The 25,007-nt window shown below is 41.0% G+C and carries 24 protein-coding genes and 2 tRNA genes; 11 read left to right on the forward strand and 15 right to left on the reverse strand.

The genetic code is table 11. The features are described 5' to 3' along the window. Positions 1-222 (reverse strand): transposase (locus FTU44_RS04600; protein WP_180049621.1); only part of this gene is annotated, 222 nt, incomplete at its 3' end. Positions 223-277: 55 nt separating this feature from the next. Between FTU44_RS04600 and FTU44_RS04605 the strand changes: the two genes are divergently transcribed. Next, entirely contained in the window at positions 278-1,444 is a 1,167-nt protein-coding gene (locus tag FTU44_RS04605) for a hypothetical protein (RefSeq protein ID WP_180049623.1), read from the forward strand. A gap of 38 nt (positions 1,445-1,482) precedes the next feature. On the opposite strand, the gene FTU44_RS04610 is transcribed toward FTU44_RS04605, so the two are convergent. Next, on the reverse strand, positions 1,483-2,637 hold the full coding sequence (locus FTU44_RS04610; RefSeq protein ID WP_180049624.1) for a LuxR C-terminal-related transcriptional regulator: 1,155 nt from the start codon (positions 2,635-2,637) through the stop codon (positions 1,483-1,485). A gap of 229 nt (positions 2,638-2,866) precedes the next feature. On the opposite strand from FTU44_RS04610, the gene FTU44_RS04615 reads away from it, so the two are divergent. After that, positions 2,867-3,361: a copper resistance protein NlpE gene (locus FTU44_RS04615; RefSeq protein WP_180049627.1), complete on the forward strand. Its 495-nt coding sequence runs from the start codon at positions 2,867-2,869 to the stop codon at positions 3,359-3,361. A gap of 67 nt (positions 3,362-3,428) precedes the next feature. Here the strand turns inward: FTU44_RS04615 and FTU44_RS04620 are convergent, their stop codons facing one another. Further along, positions 3,429-5,195, reverse strand: a complete 1,767-nt coding sequence (locus FTU44_RS04620) for a YadA C-terminal domain-containing protein (RefSeq protein WP_180049629.1) — start codon at positions 5,193-5,195, stop codon at positions 3,429-3,431. A 522-nt stretch (positions 5,196-5,717) separates the two neighbouring features. On the opposite strand from FTU44_RS04620, the gene FTU44_RS04625 reads away from it, so the two are divergent. After that, positions 5,718-6,095 carry a hypothetical protein gene (locus FTU44_RS04625; RefSeq protein WP_180049631.1) on the forward strand — a complete coding sequence of 126 codons (378 nt, stop codon included), beginning with the start codon at positions 5,718-5,720 and terminating at the stop codon, positions 6,093-6,095. A gap of 430 nt (positions 6,096-6,525) precedes the next feature. On the opposite strand, the gene groL is transcribed toward FTU44_RS04625, so the two are convergent. From groL to FTU44_RS04645, 4 genes are all read right to left on the reverse strand, one after another. Further along, the gene (gene groL, locus FTU44_RS04630; RefSeq protein ID WP_005096312.1) at positions 6,526-8,160 is read right to left on the reverse strand and encodes a chaperonin GroEL; all 1,635 of its coding nucleotides are present in this window, start codon (positions 8,158-8,160) and stop codon (positions 6,526-6,528) included. A gap of 66 nt (positions 8,161-8,226) precedes the next feature. Beyond that, positions 8,227-8,514 carry a co-chaperone GroES gene (gene groES / locus FTU44_RS04635; protein WP_005096311.1) on the reverse strand — a complete coding sequence of 96 codons (288 nt, stop codon included), beginning with the start codon at positions 8,512-8,514 and terminating at the stop codon, positions 8,227-8,229. 167 nt (positions 8,515-8,681) lie between these two features. Beyond that, entirely contained in the window at positions 8,682-9,458 is a 777-nt protein-coding gene (locus FTU44_RS04640) for a metallophosphoesterase (protein WP_005171918.1), read from the reverse strand. Further along, positions 9,439-10,377: a diacylglycerol kinase family protein gene (locus FTU44_RS04645; protein ID WP_180049633.1), complete on the reverse strand. Its 939-nt coding sequence runs from the start codon at positions 10,375-10,377 to the stop codon at positions 9,439-9,441. The genes FTU44_RS04640 and FTU44_RS04645 overlap by 20 nt, the downstream gene beginning before the upstream one ends. Positions 10,378-10,792: 415 nt before the next feature. On the opposite strand from FTU44_RS04645, the gene FTU44_RS04650 reads away from it, so the two are divergent. Together FTU44_RS04650 and FTU44_RS04655 are read left to right on the forward strand one after the other, a co-directional pair. Further along, positions 10,793-12,622 (forward strand): phosphoenolpyruvate carboxykinase (GTP), encoded by a 1,830-nt coding sequence (locus FTU44_RS04650; protein WP_005096308.1) that lies wholly within the window; start codon positions 10,793-10,795, stop codon positions 12,620-12,622. A 146-nt stretch (positions 12,623-12,768) separates the two neighbouring features. Then, positions 12,769-13,191 (forward strand): hypothetical protein, encoded by a 423-nt coding sequence (locus FTU44_RS04655; RefSeq protein ID WP_005096307.1) that lies wholly within the window; start codon positions 12,769-12,771, stop codon positions 13,189-13,191. Between the two features lie 62 nt (positions 13,192-13,253). Here FTU44_RS04655 and FTU44_RS04660 read toward each other — a convergent pair whose 3' ends face one another. Both FTU44_RS04660 and folD read right to left on the reverse strand, forming a co-directional pair. Further along, on the reverse strand, positions 13,254-13,922 hold the full coding sequence (locus FTU44_RS04660) for a methyltransferase (protein WP_005096305.1): 669 nt from the start codon (positions 13,920-13,922) through the stop codon (positions 13,254-13,256). Positions 13,923-14,057: 135 nt separating this feature from the next. Next, entirely contained in the window at positions 14,058-14,906 is an 849-nt protein-coding gene (gene folD, locus FTU44_RS04665) for a bifunctional methylenetetrahydrofolate dehydrogenase/methenyltetrahydrofolate cyclohydrolase FolD (protein WP_005096303.1), read from the reverse strand. Between the two features lie 153 nt (positions 14,907-15,059). Here folD and FTU44_RS04670 point away from each other — a divergent pair. Both FTU44_RS04670 and FTU44_RS04675 read left to right on the forward strand, forming a co-directional pair. Further along, positions 15,060-15,133: transfer RNA gene (locus FTU44_RS04670), tRNA-Cys, on the forward strand. Between the two features lie 10 nt (positions 15,134-15,143). Continuing rightward, positions 15,144-15,229 (forward strand) — tRNA-Leu (locus tag FTU44_RS04675). Between the two features lie 119 nt (positions 15,230-15,348). On the opposite strand, the gene FTU44_RS04680 is transcribed toward FTU44_RS04675, so the two are convergent. The 3 genes from FTU44_RS04680 to FTU44_RS04690 all read right to left on the reverse strand — a co-directional run bounded on the left by FTU44_RS04680 (position 15,349) and on the right by FTU44_RS04690 (position 17,819). Next, complete coding sequence (locus FTU44_RS04680) at positions 15,349-16,251, reverse strand: YafY family protein (protein WP_005096301.1); 903 nt, start codon at positions 16,249-16,251, stop codon at positions 15,349-15,351. A gap of 154 nt (positions 16,252-16,405) precedes the next feature. Beyond that, positions 16,406-16,609, reverse strand: a complete 204-nt coding sequence (locus FTU44_RS04685; RefSeq protein WP_005096298.1) for a hypothetical protein — start codon at positions 16,607-16,609, stop codon at positions 16,406-16,408. A gap of 217 nt (positions 16,610-16,826) precedes the next feature. Continuing rightward, positions 16,827-17,819 carry an NAD(P)H-quinone oxidoreductase gene (locus tag FTU44_RS04690; RefSeq protein ID WP_180049635.1) on the reverse strand — a complete coding sequence of 331 codons (993 nt, stop codon included), beginning with the start codon at positions 17,817-17,819 and terminating at the stop codon, positions 16,827-16,829. A 127-nt stretch (positions 17,820-17,946) separates the two neighbouring features. On the opposite strand from FTU44_RS04690, the gene FTU44_RS04695 reads away from it, so the two are divergent. Then, positions 17,947-18,291: a co-chaperone YbbN gene (locus tag FTU44_RS04695; RefSeq protein WP_005171940.1), complete on the forward strand. Its 345-nt coding sequence runs from the start codon at positions 17,947-17,949 to the stop codon at positions 18,289-18,291. 75 nt (positions 18,292-18,366) lie between these two features. On the opposite strand, the gene FTU44_RS04700 is transcribed toward FTU44_RS04695, so the two are convergent. The 3 genes from FTU44_RS04700 to cysD all read right to left on the reverse strand — a co-directional run bounded on the left by FTU44_RS04700 (position 18,367) and on the right by cysD (position 21,448). After that, complete coding sequence (locus FTU44_RS04700; protein ID WP_005171942.1) at positions 18,367-18,636, reverse strand: hypothetical protein; 270 nt, start codon at positions 18,634-18,636, stop codon at positions 18,367-18,369. 142 nt (positions 18,637-18,778) lie between these two features. Next, positions 18,779-20,395 (reverse strand): sulfate adenylyltransferase subunit CysN, encoded by a 1,617-nt coding sequence (gene cysN / locus FTU44_RS04705; protein ID WP_100328810.1) that lies wholly within the window; start codon positions 20,393-20,395, stop codon positions 18,779-18,781. 138 nt (positions 20,396-20,533) lie between these two features. Beyond that, positions 20,534-21,448, reverse strand: a complete 915-nt coding sequence (gene cysD / locus FTU44_RS04710) for a sulfate adenylyltransferase subunit CysD (protein ID WP_005096294.1) — start codon at positions 21,446-21,448, stop codon at positions 20,534-20,536. 311 nt (positions 21,449-21,759) lie between these two features. On the opposite strand from cysD, the gene FTU44_RS04715 reads away from it, so the two are divergent. The 3 genes from FTU44_RS04715 to FTU44_RS04725 all read left to right on the forward strand — a co-directional run bounded on the left by FTU44_RS04715 (position 21,760) and on the right by FTU44_RS04725 (position 24,990). Then, the gene (locus tag FTU44_RS04715) at positions 21,760-22,302 is read left to right on the forward strand and encodes a hypothetical protein (protein ID WP_005171949.1); all 543 of its coding nucleotides are present in this window, start codon (positions 21,760-21,762) and stop codon (positions 22,300-22,302) included. A 308-nt stretch (positions 22,303-22,610) separates the two neighbouring features. Next, positions 22,611-23,246, forward strand: a complete 636-nt coding sequence (locus FTU44_RS04720) for a YqiJ family protein (RefSeq protein ID WP_005096292.1) — start codon at positions 22,611-22,613, stop codon at positions 23,244-23,246. A 37-nt stretch (positions 23,247-23,283) separates the two neighbouring features. Continuing rightward, the gene (locus FTU44_RS04725) at positions 23,284-24,990 is read left to right on the forward strand and encodes a flotillin family protein (RefSeq protein WP_005096291.1); all 1,707 of its coding nucleotides are present in this window, start codon (positions 23,284-23,286) and stop codon (positions 24,988-24,990) included. Positions 24,991-25,007: the final 17 nt, after the last annotated feature.

Consider the following 25,007-nt stretch of genomic DNA (forward strand, 5'->3'; position numbering starts at 1 on the left):
ACCTGTTTTAGCCCAACGACTAAAACGAGTATGCACGACTCTAAAATCACCAAAGCGTTGGGGTAAGTCTCGCCACGGGATACCTGAACGATACCGATACAATACCGCTTCAACAAATAGTCGGTTATCTTTGGCCGTTACTCCAACAGTACCCATTCGTCCAGGTAACAGATCTTTAATCTGTTCCCACTGCTCATCTTTTAATGCATAGCGTTTAGTCATAAAAGTATAATGGGGACAAGGCGGTTTTCCTCAAGCTAATTGATGACACGCCCTAATGAAAAAGACTTTACTTTGTATTGCTTTAGCGGGGTTACTTAGTGCCTGCGGCGGTTCGGATGATAATGCCAGTACACCTCCAGCAAACAATGTTGGCACCCAAACCGGCGTACTGACGGACGGAATCATTTCAGGGGTGACCTATATCACCAGTAGTGGTGCAACAGGAGTTACCAACGAAAAAGGAGAATTTAAATTTAATGATGATGAAAAAGTAAAATTCTTTATTGGGGGTGTACAACTCGGTGATGAAATTGAAGCAAAGGAGCGTATCACACCATTAGATTTAGTCGAAAGTGAAAATGCGCGTATCAACCTTATGGTTTTTTTACAATCCTTAGATGGAAAAGGTGATCATAGCGATGGCATTCAGATTAGTGATGACACTAAAACAGCCTTCACTGCTGTAAAGCTTAATTTTAACCAAAGTACCACCGACTTCGTAAATGAAGTTGTCACCAAAACAGCCATCACACCAGATCAGTTGATAACACCAGAAAAAGCTTCAGAAAACTTCCAAGCGACCTTCTACAAAGATATTGCCGGTACGTGGGAGATTAACCGTACCGATAACACTGCTGTGTTGATTCACATTCTGGAAGATGGACGCTATGCACTAGGTGAAGCAGAAGCAAAAGATGAGAGTGGTCAAGCAGGCATTGAAATGGGCCGCTTAAAATGGAATGCAACAACAACCGTGATTGAACCGGAAATCCTACATGACACCAATGGTGAATGGGGACTTTCACATCCTGCCGAGAATAAACCTTATTCTTTAAACTTTAATGGAACTCAATTAATTCTTACTGAACCCGGCGTTAGTACTGAATACCGTTTAAATCGAGTTAAGCAGTCTAATAGTCTCGTCGGCACGTGGCGACTCAATGAAACGCACCTATTTGCTTTCTTTGATAACAACTATTATTTCTTCCTAGACACTGAAGGTGGAGATGACTGTGGTTGGCCAGGAATTGAATATGGCAAATATACATTGTCAGCAAATACTCTCACCACAACCGAGGTATTATTCGATACCAACGAGTGTGGTGGATTACAAGATAGTTCAAATGGCAGCAAGACAATTGCAAGCATCAATATATCTAACAACAATCTTATCTTACATCCGCAAGGTGAAGATCCTGTAACTTTACAACGTGTTAAATAACCCATATAAACCGGCTTGAATATGAAATTCAGGCCGGTTTAATCAATATGTTCAAACTGAATCGTACATCCCATTAATAAGTGCATCAGCTCAATTTGTGAGGTGCAGTTGGTCTTTTCATAAATATTTTTAAAATAGGTTCGAACTGAGCTTAGGGTAATGCCACATTGCTCTGCAATATCTTCCAGCTTATAGCCATTAATTAACAATTCACATAAATCAAACTCTCGCTTTGACAGATGGTAGCACTGCTGTAGATAAGCTCTGGACAGTGAGTAATGCTGGTTCTTGTCGGTCATAAATAATGCAATCTGGTGCTGATCCGCTTGTAAAAGCTGCATATTTCTTAATTTTTTAAACGGCACGATTGTGAGCATTAATTGAGACCCTGTACTATCACTCAGTGCCAAGACTCCACCGACCTCAGCCTGAACCGTTGTAGCATCCAGTAAAGCACTTTCTAACAACTGATCAAGACGTGCCTGCTGAGAAGGATGGGTTTTTAGATGATTATGTCTATCCAGATCCAGACATGAACTTTGCTGAATCATCTGCTGTGCAACAGGATTGGAATAGCTTAAACACAAGTTTTGATCAAGCAGCACAATCCCTGTTTTTAAACCCTCCAATAGCGTATACAAGTTTAAATTATCTTGTTGAATCAAGCTGATTTGTCGGTGAATTTGTAAAGCCCGGCGTAAATGAATACTGATTCGTCGGAGAAAATCCAGCTCTGCCTGTTCAAAAGGCTGCACCTCAGGCGCACGATGGATACCGAGTACGGCCCAGCGATAATGACCTTGATCGAGCAACACGCCTGCCAGATAGCAGACACCTGTTGGCTTTAAACATTTTTCATAAAATACATAATGATCCGTACCGGGCCGCTCTGCATAATGCTGACAATTCTGATTTAGCGCATCCCCCATCTCAATATCATTCCATAAGGGCATATGGAGCTTCATATCAATCACTCTGATACGCTCATCCTGATAGGCAGCCAAACTTTCATTCGGGATATTATACGTGTGAACAAAATCATAGCCTGGATTAAGCTGATCCAGACCGGTAAAGATTGCACTCTTACTTTTAGTGTAGCTCACGATATCTTCGATCACCTCCAGCCACAAAGCTGGCAATAATGCAGCATCATAAATTTTTGCAATCAGATTATTTTCTTGTTCTAATTTCATTGCTGCCTCATTTTTTATAGTTCTTTCTTAATCATAGCGCCAAGCAGCCCTTGGTGAAACGACATAAAATACCTTTAATATTTTATGAAAATCCCTGAAGTCTATTGATTGATGAATAACTTTGATCTGATTCACCTAATGAATCAAACTTTAACAAGATTGCTCTATTTATCTATATAGACTGCTTTTAATGTAATTAGCTAACAAATAAATCCATAGGATCAAAACAATGAAGAAATTTATATTCACTGCTGCGATGGTAGTCGCTATTTCATCAACGTTGACAGCATGTTCAAAACAGAATGACAATGAGCCAATGAATCATAATGCACCATCCAGCCCAGCGATGACGGAGCAAAATAACTCCGGTACCAATCTGACTCGGGCTGATAGCGCAGAGACCTCATTAGATTGGGCAGGTGAATATGAAGGTGTATTTCCTTGTGCCGACTGTGAAGGCATTAAAGTCGAGTTACAGCTTAATTCAGATAAGACTTATGAACTGAGTGAAGAATATTTAGGGAAAGCTAATAATAATGAATTTGAGCTCAAAGGCAGTTTTAGTTTTGATCCTCAGGATCCGTCACTCATCACATTAGATAACAAAGCTGAAAACCGTAAATTCTTTGTTGGCGAAAATTTCATTGAAGCACGTGATGTGGAGTCAGGTAAGAAAATTGAGAGTAATTTAAATTACAAATTAGTTAAAAAGTCTTCATCATAATTTTGTAAAGACATAAAAAACCCCCGCATATTGCGGGGATTTTTTTATAGCTCAGTATAAGGAGTAATTACTTACCGCCAAATACGTATGATACACCTACACGGCCACCAACTTCGTTACCGCCAGCGAAACCAAGAGCAGCACTTACAGAAGTACGGCCATCAGCAAACACGCTTGCAACACCTAGAGCACCAGCAGACTCACCTTCATAGTGACCTACACCGCCAAATACAGCGAATTGACCAGCACCGATGTTAGGAATTTGTTGTTGAGCAGCTAATGCAATTGCCACACCACGGTAAGCAGTTTTTTCTACGTCATCAACACGTGAGTTTAATTGGTTCACACGTGAATTTACATTAACCACTTGTGTATCTGTATAAGCATTTGCAGAAGCTAAAGTTGCGGTGTCAGCTGCTGCAAATTCTGAACGAATCACTTGACGATCGGTTGCTGCTGCCGTCAAACCAGTTTCAACTTCACTACGAATCGCTTGGCGATCAGTTGCCGCTGCAGTCAAGCCAGTTTCAACGGTTGTTGCAACAGCTGCAACTTTTTCGTCAACATTAGCTTCAATTGCAGCTTTAGCTGTTTCAATAAATGAACCAACTGTAGTTTGCTTGTCTGAACCAGCAAAGATAGTGACGTCACCAGTAGTTTCAATACCATTAGCTGTAACAGTTGTATAAGCATCTGCTTTACCAGTTTCTGTTTGAGAAACAACTAAACCATAAGTATTTTTACCATCTTCAGAAGCGATAATACCGGTAGTTACTGACTGAGCAGTTTCAATGCGATTTGCATCAGTACCAGTAACTGCATACTGTTTACCAGCTTCTAAAACACTATTTACGTCAGCATTACCAACTGTAATACTATTAGCATTATCAAAAGATACAGTAGACTCGCCATAGGTTGTTTGTTGTGCACCAACGAATGCCTCAGTAGTTTTGATCTCAGTTTTTGAATCATTGAAACCATTCGCTGCACCAGCACCAATTAATTTTGAAGCTAACCCAGTTGTATCCCCAGTAAATTCTGTAAGATCAGTACCATTTTTACCTACTGAATAGAATTTACCACCAACTTCGATTACTTCAATTGTCGTACCAGTACCATAAGCTTTTACTTCTTGGTTTGAAGTTACAGTACCACCACTAATTGTAGTTTCTGTTACAAGACCTTTCTCAAAATCAATGACTACATTCGGATTCAAGTTATCAGCTTCATGAACCAAACCTAAGCCTTTTGAAGTTAATGCTGAACCTGATTCTACAGAAGAAAGTAGATTATTATTTTTATCGAATGTTGCAACACCATCAATGATACCAACACCTAGATTTTCACCAATATTTCCAGCCACAAAGTCCTGATACTCAGTTTTTTTAAGGTATGCATAAGCAGGAATAACAATATCAGCATCAATATTTTGACCTGTACCTGCTTCAGGAGCAGTAATTGTACCATCAAGTGATGTTACAGCACCAGGATTTGAAACAACTGTGTCTTTCCAGTTTGAAGCAAAAACTACGTCACCTACAGAACCATCAAAAGTATCTTCTTCGTCTTTACCAATAGCTGCAGTTGAATCAACCAGACCACCACGTAAAAGGTTAGTATACTGTGAAACATCTCCCTCAAACTTAACGAAACCCTCGGTAGCTGATAACGTATAAGCAACATCATTAATTTTATAAATTACATCAGTTGCACCTAAATCTGCTGTTTTACCATATTGGTAAACAGGAGTTTTACTAGTAACAGGATCTGCTGCATTTACTGCTACAGCCGAAATTGCAAGTGCTACTGCCAATAAAGTCTTTTGAAATTTCATATAAATTTCCTTCAATTTTTATAAAAAGACTGGTCTACCCTAGGATTGATGTAAACCAGCAAAACTGAGTTGAATGTCTGGTTGTTCTGGAGACTGCCATCCACTACCTGCCGCTGCTAGAGCGGACCTGAGGCAATAATATACAAAACGAAACAAAGATATCAATCAATATTTGATTTATTTTTAAATTTAAAATTGATTTTAAGGGTGAAAATAATATGAAATTAACTTAAGATTTTGTTTTAAATAGCAATTTAAGAAATAAAAAATGATAAAGTAACCTTGATTAATTAACAGATTGATTACCTGATATTTGTATTAAGCTAAACTAAACATAAAATATAGAAACAAATAATAATTACAAATAATTACAACAAGATAGGATAAACAACCTTGTTACAATTGAAATATGAGTCGAGTTTTCTTAAAATGATGCTCTTAAAATCATTGTAGTATTTTAAATACATTTTTAAGATAAAACTTATAAAGTGTATGATGAGATAGAAAGAGAGAACTTAATTTATGAGCAATCAGCAAGAAAAAAAATTATTTGCTGAACGATTGAAACAAGCTTTACTGGATGCTGCACACCCTATTAGCCCTACTTTTTTATCTAGGGAGTTCAATCACCGTTATGACGGCAGCCCAATTTCAGTACAATCTGCGAATAACTGGTTATTAGGTAAGGCCATCCCTAGCCAAGATAAACTCTCTATTTTAGCGATTTGGTTAAATGTATCTAATCAATGGCTAAGATTTGGAGACCAGGATATTAGTCCGAGTGCCCAGATTTCAGAACACGATGCTGGAGATCTAGACTATTATCTAAAGTTTCGCGCTTTAAAAAAGAATCATAAAGATATCATTAAAAGGTTGATTGATGAACTGAATCAATTGTAATTTTTATTCGTAAAATAAGCTAAAATTCTTTTATGTTCATGCTCGTATCCCCTTAAGCGATCTTCATACTCTTTTAATTTCCGGTATAAAGCTTTTAATTCGCTTTTACTAATTAATATCAGTTCAGAATGATCATCTGAACTTTTTCCCTCATTATTTATAACTGTACTGTTCATATAGCCGCATATCAATTATATTTTGATTAAATGATAAATCAAAAATTTATATATTCCAAGATCAAATGTTACAAAAATAAACATTAATCAATTTTTCAATAGAAAGTGATGCCCTGTTGGCATTTTCTAATCTAGATTAAACTTATGTCTCAAATTTTACTCTATTTTTTATTGAAATCATAATTTTTTATCAAGAAATAAAAAAAATCCCTACCTGAGGTAGGGATTTTTTAAGATCAAATGATCAACATGAATTACATCATGCCGCCCATACCACCCATGCCGCCCATATCAGGCATTGCAGGCTTGTCTTCTGGAATATCCGTGATCATACATTCAGTTGTCAACATTAATGCAGCAACAGAAGCAGCATGCTCAAGTGCAGAACGCGTTACTTTTGCTGGGTCAAGAATACCCATTTCGAGCATATCGCCATAAACACCCGTTGCCGCATTATAGCCGAAGTTGCCTTCGCCATTTTTCACAGCATTGATCACCACTGAAGGCTCATCACCCGCATTCGATACGATTTGACGAAGCGGCGCTTCAATCGCACGACGTAGAATGTTGATACCTACGTTTTGGTCATCATTCGCGCCAGTTACGTTATCCAATACTTTCGCTGCACGTACCAGTGCAACACCACCACCTGCAACCACACCTTCTTCAACCGCAGCACGCGTTGCATGAAGGGCATCGTCTACACGGTCTTTCTTCTCTTTCATTTCAACTTCAGTCGCAGCACCGATTTTGATCACTGCAACACCGCCTGCCAATTTAGCAACACGTTCTTGAAGTTTTTCTTTGTCATATTCAGACGTCGATTCTTCAATTTGCGCACGGATTTGCTGAACACGTTCAGAGATTTGACCTGCATTACCCGCACCATCCACAATCACTGTGTTTTCTTTAGATACAGTCACTTTATGTGCAGTACCTAAATGTTCAAGTGCAGTTTGATCTAGCTGCATGCCAATTTCTTCAGAAATCACCGTACCGCCAGTCAAGATCGCAATGTCTTGCAGCATCGCTTTACGACGATCACCAAAACCAGGTGCTTTAACTGCACATACTTTGATAATGCCGCGCATGTTGTTGACAACCAAAGTTGCCAACGCTTCGCCTTCAACATCTTCAGCAATGATCAGAAGCGGTTTACCAGTTTTCGCGACAGCTTCAAGTACAGTGATCAATTCACGAATGTTGCTGATTTTTTTGTCAACCAGAAGAATGAACGGATTTTCAAGCTCCGCAGTTAACGTGTCTTGCTTGTTTGCGAAGTATGGCGAGATGTAACCGCGGTCAAACTGCATACCCTCTACCACATCTAGAGAATCTTCAAAGCCTGAACCTTCTTCTACAGTGATGACGCCTTCTTTGCCCACTTTTTCCATTGCTTGCGCAATCAGTTTACCTACAGTGGTGTCAGAGTTTGCAGAGATCGAACCGACTTGTTCAATCGCTTTAGAATCAGACGCAGGTTGAGCAGTTGCTTTAATTTCAGCAACCAAAGATTTAACAGCGATATCGATACCGCGTTTCAAGTCCATTGGGTTCATACCCGCTGTAACTGACTTGATGCCTTCGTTCAAAATTGCTTGAGCCAATACAGTTGCAGTGGTTGTACCGTCACCTGCGATGTCATTAGTTTTAGAAGACACTTCACGAACCAGCTGAGCACCCATATTTTCGAATTTATCTTTTAGGGTGATTTCTTTGGCAACCGTTACACCATCTTTGGTGATGTGTGGCGCACCGAAAGAACGGTCGATCACAACGTTACGGCCTTTAGGACCTAGTGTTACTTTCACTGCATCTGCAAGGATATTCACACCAGCAATCATTTTGCTGCGCGCTGAATCACCAAATTTTACGTCTTTAGCTGACATTTTTGACTCCAAATACTTTTAATATCTTTTAAATTCTGATGAACATAAGACGACTTTAAACGGAAATTAAGCAAATACCGCTAAAATGTCAGATTCTTTCATAATAAGAAGTTCTTCGCCGTCAACTTTCACAGTTGTACCCGCATACGTACCGAACAATACTTTATCGCCAACTTTTACATCTAGTGCACGTACACCATTGTCAGTGATTTGACCATTACCTACAGCAATGATTTCACCTTGAGCTGGTTTTTCTGCAGCAGAACCAGGAAGTAAAATACCGCCAGCTGTTTTAGTTTCTTCTTCAACACGACGAATAACAACGCGGTCATGTAATGGACGAATGTTGCTCATATTTAACTCCATCAGACTAAGTCTTTTTAGGTCACTGATGACGACTTAATTATTCCATGGGTCATCATCAAAAATTTTTGATGTCACTTTTATGGAGATGGAATAAAACGCTTCAAGGGCAAAAATGAAAAAAAATTGCTTTTTTTTAACGAATACTGATTTTTCGTCTATTTATTCAACATATCAGGCTTTAACAGAAAGGACTGGGTCACGTCATCGAATAAATACTGGGAAATTTTTCCTGATGCATCAATCAGATTAAAACTATTTGGCTCTTTTTTATGTAGCCGATGCGAGGCTGAAGTACCTGCATGTACATCATAAACAGGATGATCTGCCCCCAAATCAAAGATCAGGTTCAAATCATAAACCGCAGGTTGATGCAGATGTCCATGCAAGACTGCAAACAGGCCATGTGCTGCCCAAGCTTCTAAAGCAATTTTGGCCATCAATGGACTATCCTTAAAACCGCGCTTATTTTGAAAAGGCACATAGAACGGTTGATGGCTGACAATAATTTTTAATTTGGAAGAAGGCGCTTGGCCTAATTTCCGATCAATACGCTGAATCTGCTCAAGCGATAAATGCCCTTTGGTGTGATAGCGGCGCCGGATTGAGTTCACCCCCACCAGATAAAAGTTGTCTGTTTCAAGTGTCGGTTCAAGTTCACCAAAAAAAAGCTGATAACGGGTAAATGGATTGAACAGCCGATTCCATAAATGATAGAGCGGAATATCATGATTACCCGGAATTACCAGATAAGGTGTCTCAAGCTGATCTAAAAACCGTTTACAGGCCAAAAACTGACTTAAACGTGCGCGTTGGGTCAGATCACCACTGACGACGACCGCTTCCAGAGGATGAGTCTGACAGAACTGTCGAATTGCCTCTAAACACTCGGGTTTTTCTGTCCCAAAATGCAGATCAGACAGATGCAGGATCATGCGACACCCTTACACTCAGGCTGTTTTTTAAAACAGAAATATTGAGGGGCGGTGCCATTTCTACGATTTCGCCATCAATCGCCACCATCAATTTCTTGGATCTAGATTCGATACGGACTTGATCGGCAGCAAAACTGTAAACATCCGAAGCCTGATCAATCTTGCCACGAACCAACTGATACACAAGCTTAAATAAAGTTAGCTTATCACTTTTAGAAACCACCACTCCTGCGACTTTACCCTGCTCTGCTGCTTTGGCAATCTGCATTTTCATATCTGCCAGTTGCAAGGGATTGTTGCCAAAAAAGATCAGCGGTGTTTTTACCGGATATTTCTTGTGATCTACCCAGATTTCCAGTTTCAGTTCCTTACGGTCGCGAATCAGCACATCCAGTGCGGAAGTATAGGCATGTAACGGCAATCGACCAAACCGCCGGTTATAATCTTCACGTTTTTTGATAAATAAGGGATACAGGCCCAAACTGGCATTATTCAGATAAATATCCTGATTAATTTGGGCTACATTGATACGTTTAGATTGTCCCGTGGCAATCACTTTAGCGGCTTCAATTAAATCCAAGGGAATATCTAATAATCTGGCTACATAATTAAAAGTACCCAAGGGTAAAATTCCAACAGAAATTTGCGTATTCAATAAATGTTTGGCGACTGTATTTAAAGTACCATCCCCACCTGCTGCCACCACGATACCTGCTTCATCCGACGCTAAATGTCGTGTCAACACCTCCGCCATAACGTGATCAAATTGCTGTGAATCATTGATTTCATAAGCTTTAGTCTGATAACCTTGCGCTGAAAATATTTCAGTCAGTTGTTCATAGATCCCTTCTGGCCCTTGTATGCGAAAACCAGCATTATGATTATAAATAAGCGATAAGGGTTTAGATTGATTAGACATTTTTCGCACAACTTTATGAAGCCTATTGGCATTTTGTCCAATTCATAGACAATTAACAGTAGCTTTATGTAAAATTCAAATGGCAACCATTTATTTAATCAATAACGAATATGAGACGTGCTATAAAATTAATAAATTGATTTTATTAATAATTTTTAAAATAAATACTATTCATAATTAAAATAAATAACCAAGACAATTCAAATATTTAGTTTTATCTTATTGTTTTCATTATATTTACAAATAAAATAGCATTATATGCCAAAAGAAATCTAGTGCTTCTTTGGTCTTATTTTTTTTATCATTTTATGCTTTAATACAGCCACTTTTTTTCATATATCATCCGGGCAACATTTTTATTGCTCGGATTGTACTTTGTACATCCTTTTTGTACACATTTGAGATAGGCCTCACCATGACCCAAGTGAACGCACCAGAATTCGTTCGTCACCCTAAGCTTATTGCTTGGGTGGAAGAGATTGCTAAATTAACAAAACCAGCAAAAATTGAATGGTGTGACGGTAGCGCAGAAGAATATCAACGTTATATCGACTTGATGATCGCTAACGGCACAATGCAAGCACTGAATCAAGAAACTCATCCTGGTTCTTATCTTGCGAATTCTGATCCTTCTGACGTTGCTCGTGTTGAAGGTCGTACTTACATTTGCTCTGAAAACAAAGAAGACGCTGGCGCAACCAACAACTGGGAAGCACCTGCTGAAATGCGTGCTCGCCTCAACGGTTTGTTTGATGGTTCTATGAAAGGTCGTACTTTGTACGTTGTGCCTTTCTCTATGGGTCCTTTAGGTTCTCATATTGCACACATCGGTATCGAATTAACAGATTCTCCTTACGTTGCTGTAAGCATGTCTAAAATGGCTCGCATGGGTAAAGCTGTTTATGACGTTCTAGGTACTGATGGTGAATACGTTCCATGCGTACATACTGTGGGCGCTCCGCTAGAACAAGGCGAAAAAGACGTTGCATGGCCTTGCAACCCTGAAAAATACATCGTGCATTATCCAGAAACTCGTGAGATCTGGTCTTACGGTTCTGGTTACGGCGGTAACGCATTGCTTGGTAAAAAATGCCTGGCTTTACGTATTGCATCATTTATGGGTCGTCAACAAGGCTGGTTAGCTGAACACATGCTGATCCTTGGCGTGACCAATCCACAAGGCGAAAAACACTATATCGCAGCGGCATTCCCATCTGCATGTGGTAAAACCAACTTCGCGATGTTGATTCCACCAGCGGGCTACGAAGGCTGGAAAATTGAAACTGTAGGTGACGATATTGCTTGGATCAAACCAGGTGAAGATGGTCGCTTATATGCCATCAACCCTGAAGCTGGTTTCTTCGGTGTAGCGCCGGGTACAAATACCAAGACCAACCCGAACTGTATGGCAACATTAACTAAAGATGTGATCTATACCAACGTTGCTGTAACTGACAACGGCGAAGTATGGTGGGAAGGTCTTTCTAAAGAAGTACCTGCTAACCTGACCAACTGGAAAGGTCAACCTCACACTGGCGAAGAAAAAGCTGCGCATCCAAATGCTCGCTTCACTGTTGCTGCTGGTCAATGCCCTTCGATTGACGCTGACTGGGAAAATCCAGCAGGTGTTCCAATTTCTGCGTTCATCTTCGGTGGTCGCCGCGCGGACACAGTGCCTCTAATTTCAGAAGCATTTGACTGGGTTGATGGTGTTTACAAAGCTGCAACCATGGGCTCTGAAACCACTGCTGCTGCTGTTGGTCAACAAGGTATTGTTCGTCGTGACCCGTTCGCGATGCTTCCTTTCGCTGGCTACAACATGGCGGATTACTTCACGCACTGGTTAGAAATGGGCGAGCAAGTTGCTGAGAAAGCTGAAGCTGCTGGCAACAAACTTCCTGGGATCTATAACGTGAACTGGTTCCGTCGTGACGCTGAAGGCAACTTCGTATGGCCTGGTTTCGGTCAAAACATGCGCGTTCTTGAGTGGATCATTGACCGCTGTGAAGGTCGTGCAACTGCTGTTGACACACCAATTGGCCGCGTTCCAACTTATGAACAGTTGAACTGGACTGGTTCTGACTTTACTAAAGAACAATTTGACCTTGTGACTGCTCAAGATAAAGATCAATGGATCAAAGAACTTGAAAGCCACACTGAATTGTTCGACAAACTTGGTGGTCGTTTGCCAGAGGCGTTAAAACAACGTCAAGCAGAATTAATTGCTGCGGTTAAATCTGCTTAATTGCTGATTGATCTAAAAGTTTGATTAAAAAAGGTCGCGTAAGCGGCCTTTTTTATTAAATGGATAAACAATTGATCACAATTGACCAGAGCAGCAGTTGAAGCAAACTATGGCATAATTAGCGCAAGACTTTAGGAAATATAAATATGAAAAGAACAACAGTCATTTTAGCTCTGGCTGCAAGCAGCTTCATGTTGAGTGCGTGTCAGACGGCACCACATCAGTTCAACGGAAAAAGTGGCTATGAAATTCTGGAACGTTCAGGCAATACAGCAACCTTGAGCTATACGCTTTCAGGACGGCCTAATCAGGATGAAAGAAGATTGCAGGCAGCCTGTCAACAGACTTTGGGCAGCTCAAAAACCTATAATATCCAGATTTTAAGCACCAATGAAATTTCTAATCCACTTGCGGAGCAGGAACAATATGGCCGCCAATTAGGTAATAGCCGCACGCAAATCAGCTTAAGCAATACCCCAGATCTATATAATAGCGAGAATCTCGGTGCACGCGAAGCCTTAGACGCCCGCCCAACCACGATGCGTGTCATTCGTTATACTTGTTCTTAATATCCGATATATTCAAAGCAATACAATAAAAAAGGGCTTATTGCCCTTTTTATTTTTCAAATTCAACGTGTTTTATAAAAACTGACATTACGAAATTCCGGTGATTCATCCAGGTCTGGCCAGGTCGTTGCACTACGTTCATCCAGCTTTATATACTTTGGATGACTAAAATTTTTGACTCGACTGTCTGCCACCCATACTTCAGGTGCGAATTTTAAAAATTCATCCAGGAAAAAACGGTTGCATTGATCATAGAGCACATCTGCGGCTAACAGAATATCTAGCTGCTCTGCCTTATACAGATCATCCAGATATTCCAGTTCAACATTATTCAGCTCTGCATTGGCACGACATGCATCCAGACTGATCTGGTCGATATCACAGCAAATCACCCGTTTTGCGCCTGCCATTTTCGCTGCGATCGCCACTACACCCGAACCCGCACCAAAATCCAGTACCACCTTGTCTTTGACATGCTGTGGTTCAGCCAATAGCCATTGAGCCATAGACAAGCCAGACGCCCAACAAAAGATCCAATACGGCGTATCATTCCAGATACGACGAATCACTTCATCATCGAGTTTATCTGTTGGAAATACCGGTGGAATGAGCCATAAAGAAATAGGCGTATCGGGAAGCTGCTGCGCCTGTAATTCACAATGTGGAATCACATCATGTAAGGCTTTTAGCAGATGCTGAGGGGCTTTAGGCAATTGAAAGGTACAGCTCATTGGGTTTTCTTTTAATTTATATCTATATATTCAAAAAATCTCCCCTAACCCCTCTTTAGGAAAGAGGGGAACTTCCATCTAAAAATTGATGATTAGCTTCCCTTCTTTGAAAAAGGAGGGTCAGGGAGGATTTAATTAACCAAGCGCTTTTTCAGCAGCTTCTACCGTTTGACGAATCAAAGTGGTGATGGTCATCGGGCCCACACCACCCGGAACCGGGGTATAAGCAGACGCAATGTCTTCAATGCCTTGCAACTGGATATCACCTACCCCACCGCCATCCCGTGGATGGAAACCTGCATCAACCACCACTGCACCTGGTTTGATCCAGTCTTTTTGAATCAATTCCGCTTTACCGACCGCACCAACAATAATATCGGCTTGTTTTACAAATTCAGGTAAGTTTTGAGTGCGTGAATGGCAAATGGTCACAGTTGCGTTGGCTTCAAGCAGCATTGCCGCCATTGGTTTGCCCAAAATTGCAGAACGACCGACAACCACCGCATGTTTACCCGCGATTTCAATGTTGTTTTCTTTCAGAATCGTCATGATCCCGGCAGGCGTCGCTGAACCATAGGCAGCTTCGCCCATCGCCATACGCCCGTAACCCAGGCAAGTGACGCCATCGACGTCTTTTTCAAGTGAGATTGCGTCGAAGCAAGCACGCTCATCGATTTGTGCAGGAACCGGATGCTGAAGCAGAATACCGTGTACATCTGGATTGGCATTTAACTTTTCAATTTCTGCAAGAAGTTGTTCAGTTGTGGTTTCGGTTGGAAGCTCAACTTTTAATGAATCCATACCAACACGGCGACAAGCATTGCCTTTCATACGCACATAAGTTGCAGATGCACCATCGTCACCTACCAAAATCGTCGCAAGAATTGGAGTACGACCTGATTTTGCTTTCAGCGCTTCTACGCGAGTAAACAAGTCAGCTTCAATTTGCTTCGCCAATGCACGACCGTCTAGAACTAATGCCACGGCATTTCTCCCAAGTGTTGATATGAATCAATTTTGCACATTCTACATGAATAATTTAAATATTTTCCGCCAGATGCTGTTTTTATGCGCATACAAATGAATATGCTATTGTTTTTTTTTCAGGGCTTGATAATATACGCATCAACAAGACGTGGCGGGGTGGCAGAGTGGTCATGCAGCGGACTGCAACTCCGTGGACGCCGGTTCGATTCCGACCTCCGCCTCCATCTTGTTAAAGCCCGAGTGGTGAAATCGGTAGACACAGGGGATTTAAAATCCCCCGCCCACAAAGCGTGCCAGTTCGAGTCTGGCCTCGGGCACCATTTTAATCCTTGTTAAAATGGTGCAATAAAATCTCCAGCATTAAGCTGGTTTTTTTATGTCTGAAATTTAGAAAATAAGTCAAACTATCAATCAAGCCATCTTATACAGACGTGCGATTTTATCCCGCAGAACGTAAATAACGTTCTAAATCTTGCTCCAGTTTCTGCTGAAAATGTACAGGCTCAGTAATCTTGATGTGGGGCATCCAGTAACGCACCAAAGGTAAAAGCTGCATTTCATGGCGAATCTGACAACTGATTAACAACTCTCCCGATGCTGACTCTTGCTCAATCTGTTGTTCCGGAAATAAACGACGCTCTTTAAAAAACATGGCGACTTCTGGCTGAATTTTTACCCAGACTTGTTGTTTCTGCTGCCCAAACCAGATCCCTTCTTCATCCTCCAGAATTTTTAATATTTCAGCCTCATGTTCAAAGGGCTTCAGATCAAGCAACAATTCAACTTGCTGAATCTGACTGAGACGGTAGGTGCCTAGTTTTCCCTGATCTATACCCGCCAGATACCAAATGCCATGATGATGGATTAAACGATAAGGCTGGATATTTCTGGATTCTTCACGATAACGTAAATGAATATAATAACGCTTATGAATAGCAGCGGCTAAAGTTTTAAAATGCTCAGCAAACTGTTTGGTGTCTTCAAAATGATAGCCTTTTGCAGAAAACACCAGATTGGCACGATCATCTAACAATTCACGTAAAAACGACATATCCAACGCCGGATAAAGCTCACTGATCCCGGAAAGTTGAGCAAAGTTTTGAATATCTTGTAGCTTAAACCGTCCCAAATAAGAGGTATCCAGATAATATCTTTTTTGTTCATCCTGAAGTAAAGGCAAGTAAGAGCTTAGCCGATCGAAATCACGCTCTATGGTGCGGGTGCTGACCTGGAATTCTGCAGCCAATTCGGTAGCCCGAAGTTGATATCCGACATTTAATTTGGTCAAAATTCTGGCTAAACGCTCTGCAAGACGTTCATGTGTTGAAGCTTGACGCTTCATAAATCCCCACTTAATACACTGTTATGTACTTACTTATAGCTAAATATTTGATTAATTATACTCAATCTCAATAAGTGAGTAATATTAGGACAAAGTCTAAGGCATTTATCTATATAAAGTCCTCGTTATCTATTGACTATAAAAATATCACTGCTTATTTAGATTTTCTGGATCGTTTTTGACCTGAATGACTATTCTGGGTGGTTAATCTTTCCACATAGCGCTCCAGATGCAACATCGCACCATATAATTCATGTAGTTTTGCCCAAGTGATTGTCCCGCGTATAATCATTTTATGAATACGCCCTAACGCTTTTGAACCATGTTTAGGACTATAAGGTGCTGAAATAATTTTCATATATTTTTCCATCTCATATTCATGTGAATGTTGAATCTTTTAGTCGGAATTATCTATGAGTGCAATTTACCTATCATTCTTGACAGGTTGTGTCGCATAGTTGTTGTTTTTTAACTTTTATTCAAAATTCTATACATTTTTTTGTTGTTAAATTTTTATTTAAAACCAAAAAAATACCAGTGAAATCACTGGTATTTTTTGACTCGATCACATTCGATCAAATTACTTCAACCACCACTTTACCGACATGTTCCCCAGTATCCATGGCTGCATGTGCATCTTGGATTTGATCAAACTTGAAAGTTTTATAAATCATAGGCAGACATTCACCTTTCGCCCATAACGGTGCCACTTGTTCTTTGAGACCTTGTGCAATTTCAGCTTTTTCAGCCCTAGTACGTGCACGCATGGTCGAACCCGTAATGGTCAGACGTTTCATCATGATAGGACCTAAATTAACCTCTTTGGCTTTACGACCGCCCAAAAAGGCGATATACACCAGACGTCCATCACGACGCAGCAAATTCAGGTTCCGCTCTAAATATGGCCCACCCACCATATCCAGAATGACATCGACTCCGCCATTGTCAGTTGCTTCATTAATCACTTGCTCAAAGTCTTGCGTTTTATAGTTAATCGCATAAGTTAACTCTGAAATAGCTGCAACCTTGTCATCCGTACCGACAGTCGCAAAGCTTTTGATTCCGAGTGCTTTACATAACATTAAAGCAGTAGTGCCAATGCCGCTGCTCCCGCCATGAATCAGCACGGTTTCCCCTGCTTTGGCCTGCCCCATCTGGAACACATTGGCCCACACGGTAAAAAAGGTTTCAGGAATGGCTGCCGCCTGTGTAAAGCTTACACCTTCCGGAATATTCAAGGTCTGGCTTTCTGGTACGACACAATATTCTGCATAACCACCACCATTGGTCAAGCCACAGACTTTATCACCAACTTTAAACTGGCTTACCTCAGCACCAACTGCAATCACTTCACCCGCGACTTCAAGGCCCGGGACTGGTGTTACGCCTTTTGGCATTGGATACAAACCTTGACGTTGCAAAATATCTGGACGGTTAATTCCGAAAGCATGGACTTTCACCAGAACTTCATCTGCTTTGGCTTCGGGGATTGCAACCGTTTCATAAGCCAATTTATCGATATCGCCCGGTTCTGTAATAATGATCTGTTGCATGCTTGCTTGTGACATATATTTCCCTGCTTATTGAATATTCAAGATACTTGGCTTTATTTGAACATAGTTAAGCTGAGGAATGAAGCCAAGTCGGACTTATGTATAATCAAGTCACTATTCAAAAAATTGATAGGAGATGGATATGAGCGAGATCATTGAGTATAACGAAAATAATTATAGTAATTTTGAATGGTTCGAAGGTTTTGCAGTCATTCGCTTTTATGCCGAATGGTGTAAGCCTTGTATTCAGAATTTTCCGGTCTTTAATGAACTGGCAGCGCAATATGCTGAAAGCAAGCCCGAAATCAAATTTGGCAAAGTAAATATCGACCAATCTCCAGTATTAACCTTGCGCTATCATGTTTATGGTCTACCTTCTACGCTGATTTTTAAAAATGGCACAATCATTAAAAGGATTGCTGGCGCAAAAAGTCTAACGGAGATAAAGACGATTCTATCTCAATCCCTAACTGATTTTTCTGAATAATTGAAGCATACATATCTGAAGATAAACTGTAGAGAAAATTTCGTTTTTACCCCTCGGTAAATCCGGACTTGGTAATTAACCACGGCTTTTATACTCTTTGACCATCCGATCACTGACATCTTCCGGATAACACAAAGGTGCATGCCCACCCGCCCGATTATATGCACTACGTTTACCACAGCGACTGCCATTACTGGCCGTATTGTAAGGACATGGACAATTCCCCGGATAACGATCAATCGACTGCTGGATAATTTTTTGCTTAATTGCATCTGTACTGGTCGCCTGTTTAGCGTCCACCCCAAAAGCCAAACACAACCCGATTAAAATAAATATTTTTTTCATAAACACCCCTCAATATTTGTATTATATCGAGAAGAAATTTAAGTGAAAGTTCAACATTCACACGGCTGCACATTATTTACATACTTAAAAGCATCCAAATAAAAAACCCGCTTTACAGCGGGTTTTTTAAATCGACTCAGTCTTATAATCGAACCAATTCTACAATTTTATCAGCAAGCTCTTCGACTGCTTCCATAATTAAAGTGGTGTCCGTACCTTCAGCAGTATCGGTAATCACCACCACACCTGTTTCACGAAGCAATGCAACTTGTGTAACATCAAGACCCGCTCTGGCAATTGCCACGATGCCTTGCTGAATCAATAAACTTTCAAGTGCCTGAGCATTTTCCAAAGCTTTTGCCGAGACAGTCAGCGCAGCAGGTTTTTGCCCCAAACGCGCAGCACGCACTTCAGCAGTCACGGGCTCATCATGTGCAGACCATTCAACTGATTCTTCCACCATACCTGCACCAATCGTCACGTTATTTAAACGATCAATAAAGATAAATGAACCGGTATAACGGCTGTCTTGATAACGGTCAAAGACCACGGGCGCATCAAATTCAACAGTCACATTGGCAATCGCATTCAGCTCAAGATTTTCGACCTGAACTTTCTCCAGTGTGTTGACGTTGGTACGGTAATGAATCGCTGTCACTTTTGCAGGAACAGTCTGTGTACCAATCTTAATGTTGTACAGCTTGCCAATCACCAGCGCTTGATCTGCCATCCACACCACAGTCGCTTGAACTGAACGAGAAATATTTGGAACCGCTTGATCGGCACGAATTAATACGTTACCACGTGAAATATCAATTTCATCGTTGAGCGTTAAAGTCACCGCTTGACCTGCAACAGCATGCTCAAGATTGCCATCAAAAGTAACGATTTCTTTTACTGTTGATGATTTACCTGATGGTAAAGCCGTTACGGTATCGCCAACGTTGATATCACCAAGTGCAATCGTGCCGCAGAAACCACGGAAATCGAGGTTTGGACGGTTGACATATTGCACAGGAAAACGAAAATCTGCTTTTGCCGAAGTACGGTTAATTTCTACCGACTCAAGCGTACCCATCAATGTTTCACCGGTGTACCACGGTGTATTGGCGGACTTGTTCACCACGTTATCGCCATTCAATGCAGAAATTGGCGTAAAGATGATGTTCGATGGTTTGCGATCACCCAACTGCGCAACGAATGCTGCATATTCTGCCTGAATTTCATTGAAGCGGGCTTCAGAGAAGTCCACCAGGTCCATCTTGTTGATCGCAACAACAATATTTTTAATACCAAGTAAGCTTGCAATAAAGGTATGACGACGGGTTTGAGTTTGCACACCATAACGCGCATCAATCAAGATAATCGCAAGGTCGCAGGTCGATGCACCTGTTGCCATGTTACGGGTGTACTGCTCATGTCCCGGAGTATCGGCAATGATGAACTTACGCTTTTCAGTCGAGAAATAACGATAGGCGACATCAATGGTAATGCCCTGCTCACGTTCTGCCTGCAGACCATCTACCAGAAGTGCCAAGTCAGGTGCATCGCCTGTGGTACCGACTTTTTTCGAGTCACGGGTGACGGCTTGCAATTGATCTTCATAAATCAATTTTGAATCGTAAAGCAGTCGACCAATTAGAGTCGATTTACCATCATCTACGTTACCGCAAGTCAGGAAACGCAACAGGTCTTTATTTTCATGTTGTTTCAAATAGCCCAAAATATCTTGGCTAATCAGTTCTGATTGATGAGACATTGCCCAAAGCTCCACATATTCTTTAGAAATCGGTTTTTAATCCCTCTAAATCTCCCTGTATAAAAGGGAGACTTCCTCCACTTTTAAGCCCCTCTTTCTCAAAGAGGGGTTTGGGGAGATTTTTAGGGGGAGATTAAATTAGAAGTAGCCTTCCTGCTTCTTCTTCTCCATCGAGCCTGCTTCATCATGGTCAATCATACGACCCTGACGCTCAGAGCTGGTTGCCAAGAGCATTTCTTGGATAATTTCCGGCAAGGTATCTGCAGTTGATTCAACTGCACCTGTTAATGGATAACAACCTAAAGTACGGAAACGTACCGATTTCATTTGTGGAACTTCACCTTCTTTTAAAGGCATACGTTCGTCATCAACCATAATAAGTGTACCGCTACGCTCAACCACAGGACGTTCTGCAGCCAGGTAAAGTGGCACAAGTGGAATACTTTCCAAATAGATGTATTGCCAGATATCCAACTCGGTCCAGTTTGATAACGGGAATACACGAATACTTTCACCTTGATTTACTTTACCGTTGTAAAGGTTCCAAAGTTCAGGGCGTTGGTTTTTGGGATCCCAACGATGTTTATCATCACGGAATGAATAGACACGCTCTTTGGCACGAGATTTTTCTTCATCACGGCGCGCACCACCAAAAGCAGCATCAAACTTGTATTTATTTAAGGCTTGTTTTAAACCTTGGGTCTTCATGATGTCAGTATATTTTGAACTACCATGATCGAAAGGATTGATGCCTGCCTCGACTCCTTCTTTGTTTTGATGCACGATCAAATCAAAACCATGTTTTTTTGCCATGTTGTCACGGAAAGCAATCATGTCTTTAAATTTCCAACCCGTGTCTACATGCAGTAGCGGGAATGGAAGTTTGGCTGGATAAAACGCTTTCAGTGCAAGATGCAGCATGACTGCTGAATCTTTACCAATGGAATAAAGCATGACTGGATTTTCAAATTCAGCTGCTACTTCACGGATAATATGAATACTCTCAGCTTCAAGCTGTTTGAGATGAGTAAGTCTTTCCTCATTTAACGACATGGACAACACCAGCTTAGAAAAACGTGTACTTATGACACTTTTGAAAATTTATATTCATTATAGTGATTTACTTATCTTAGCCATTGCTTGTTTTATGATATTGATATATCAAAAGCTCATATAAAAATTCACTAATAACAAATATCAGTTTTTATGAATCAATAATGAACGTCACCACATCTGACTATTTTTGCTGTATTAATTTTTAAAATCACCCATAAAAGTATAGATAAATAATCTAAAGTAGTGGTTTCCAAGATGCTGAAAAATTAATAGAGTAGGCTAAATTCTCCCTTTGATATATTTTGCTTATGGCTTATAGCGCTTTTGATCTCTCCACTCTAAAAACTCGCCTGGAACAAGCAGAGCTTGCAGGTTACATTTATCAGCATCAGCAACACATTTTAGTCTTACAAGAACCTTTCAGTGAAGACGGCAAGCCTTTAAATATCTATTTGCAACATGAATTGACTGCCGACCAGATCGGATTACAGTTTGGTCTGCGTTTGCAAGAAGGTCATTGGGAATTCTTATTGGGTGTGACGTATAGCAACCAGAATGCAGCTTATGAAATCGGTGCGGGTAATCTTAAAGGTGATCAAAAAGCCTTTAACTTACTCTATGCATTTTACAATTACCCTAAAGCATTCTATCTGGTGGCATTGCCTTTAACCAGCAATAGCCAGATGCTGGAGCAGACTTTGGAACAGCAACTTTTCAGTCAGCCGGATCTGCATTTTCTGGATACTGCGATCAAGGTGAACCCGATGGGTGAACAGATCACATGGATAAAAAACTATATTCTGCAACAGACTCTGGATATGAAAGTCCGGATTCAGACTGCCTTACTCTAAGTCTTTAAGAAAGAAATATAGAGATACTAAGGCACAGTATTTCTATATTTCTCAGAAAAACCAATCCACACAACCTTAAAATTCACACAACATATTGAAAATAATTAATTTTTTAGCAGATCCTAAATAAACTTATAGTTTACTATTAACTTTAATAGTTCAATAATTATTAAATACATAATATATTCAATCCTTGTTTATAAGGTTTTTTGTTATTTTTTTGCATACAAAATTAACAATTACTGCTATCGTTATAGCATCAGAGGCTTCCTTACACTTTTCCTAAAACATAATTATAGAGATAAAAAATGTGGGAACTGTTTACTCATCCGTCAAATATCGTATTTAGTATCAGCCTGAGTCTGATGCTGATGTTTGCTGCACTGGAATGCATATTACTGCTGCTCGGTGGCGGCTCGCAGAATATGTTAGAACAGTTTTTGCCTGAAGACCCCCTGCAACCAGAAATTAATCCAGATCAACATCCCGGCTTTTTCACCAAAGTATTTGACTGGTTATATCTGGGACGTCTGCCTTTATTTATCTGGCTCATCATTTTTCTGACCAGTTATGGCCTGAGTGGCTTATTGATTCAGGGAATATTTGAACGCCTGACCAGCCAGCTCTTCAATGTATGGCTAATTTCCCCAGCCTGTCTGTTTCTGTGTATGCCGATAGTGCGCTGGCTTGCCATGGCTGCCAGCAAGCTTATGCCTCAAGATGAAACTTCTGCCATTTATAGTGACGAGCTTATTGGGCGTACCGCAATCATTATTCTGGGTGATGCCAAAGTCAACTCTCCTGCACAAGCCAAAGTCCGGGATCAGCATGGCCAGACCCATTATGTTTTAGTCGAACCAGAAACCAATCAAATTTTAAATCAAGGTCAGAATGTCGTACTGACCCATAAAACCAAAAATGGCTTTCAAGCCACTGCACTCTAATTTTATTCAGCCAGAACCAAACTGAGACTTTATAACAATGTTAACTTTTGATTTATATAATATTTTAATTATTTCTGGAATTATTTTTGCAGCACTGGTGACCTTCGGTCTCATCATTGCGCGCCTATACCGCCGGTCCAGTAAAGAAATCTCCTTTGTGCGTACCGGTTGGGGTGGTGAAAAAGTGATTTTGGGCGGAGGCGCAATCGTGCTCCCAGTCTTGCATGAAATTATTCAAGTCAATATGAACACCCTGCGTCTTGAAGTGCGCCGTGCAGATGATCAGGCACTGATTACCCGTGACCGTATGCGCGTGGATGTCATGGCCGAATTCTATGTGCGGGTCAAACCTACTGCTGATTCAATTGCAACAGCTGCACAAACGCTCGGGCAAAAGACCATGTCACCGAATGAATTAAAAAATCTGGTCGAAGGAAAATTTGTCGATTCACTGCGTGCAGTAGCAGCAGAAATGGCCATGGAAGAACTGCATGAAAAACGGGTCGACTTTGTACAAAAAGTACAGCAAGTGGTTTCAGAAGATTTGCATAAAAATGGTCTGGAACTGGAAACCGTTTCCCTGACTGGCCTGGATCAAACTGGATTTAAATATTTCAATCCACAAAATGCCTTTGATGCTGAAGGCCTGACCAAGCTCACTGAAACCATTGAAGATCGTCGTCGCAAGCGAAATCATATCGAGCAGGATACCGACCTGGCGATCAAAACTAAAAATCTGGAAGCAGAACAGGCGCGCCTGCAAATCATTCGTGAAGAAGAATATGCCAAGCTGCAACAGGAACGCGAAATTGCCATTCGCCGTGCCGAGCAACTGGCTGAAATTTCTGCTCAGGAAGCCGGTAAAAAACGTGAAGCAGAAGAAGCACAAATTGCTGCTGAACGAGAAGTCGACCTCAAGCGTATTTTAGCGGCCCGTGATGTAGAAAATGAGAATATCCAAAAAGCGCAGCTGATTCAAAAAGCCCAAGTCGAACAAAAGAAAACTATTGAGCTGGCCGAACAGGATCGTGCCATTGCCATTGCAGAAAAATCTCGCGCCGAATCTGAAGCCAAAGCGCAAGCCGATCAGGCACGTGCTCAAGCGGTAAAAGCGGAAGAAGAAGTCATTACCGTACGCCAAATCCAGCAGGCAGAGCGTCAAAAAGCGGTTGAGCTGGTCGCAGCCAAAGAACACGCGGAAAAAGATGCAATTGCGATTACGGTTGCCGCTGAAGCCGGAAAACAAGCCGCAGCAGATGATGCCGAAGCAGTACGTATTGCTGCTGAAGCTGAAGCCGAAAAGGTTCGTCTTAAGGCCAAAGGTGAAGCGGACGCAAAAATTCTACTGGCTCAGGCGATGGAAAAACAGTATCAGGTCGATGCAGAAGGTACCCGTGCAGTCAACGAAGCCAATAATGTGCTGTCACCTGAACAGGTCGAAATGCAGATTCGCCTAGCCATGTTGAAATACTTGCCTGAAATTATCCGGGAAAGTGTTAAACCGATGGAAAATATTGATGACATCAAGATTCTTCAGGTCAATGGCCTGCATGGCAGTCATGCCGGTTCCTGTCAGACAGATGCACATCATGAAAATGGCAATGTTGCCCTGTCAGATCAGGTGGTAAATAGCGCCCTGCGTTATCGCAGCCAAGCACCCTTAATTGACAGCCTAATGAATGAACTTGGTATTCAGGGTGGTGATATTAATGGCATGACCCAGAGTCTGAAGGCTAAAACTTAAAAATAGAATGAGATATA

Origin of the sequence: Acinetobacter sp. YH12105, assembly GCF_013419095.1 — a bacterium.
GTDB classification, from domain to species: domain Bacteria; phylum Pseudomonadota; class Gammaproteobacteria; order Pseudomonadales; family Moraxellaceae; genus Acinetobacter; species Acinetobacter pseudolwoffii.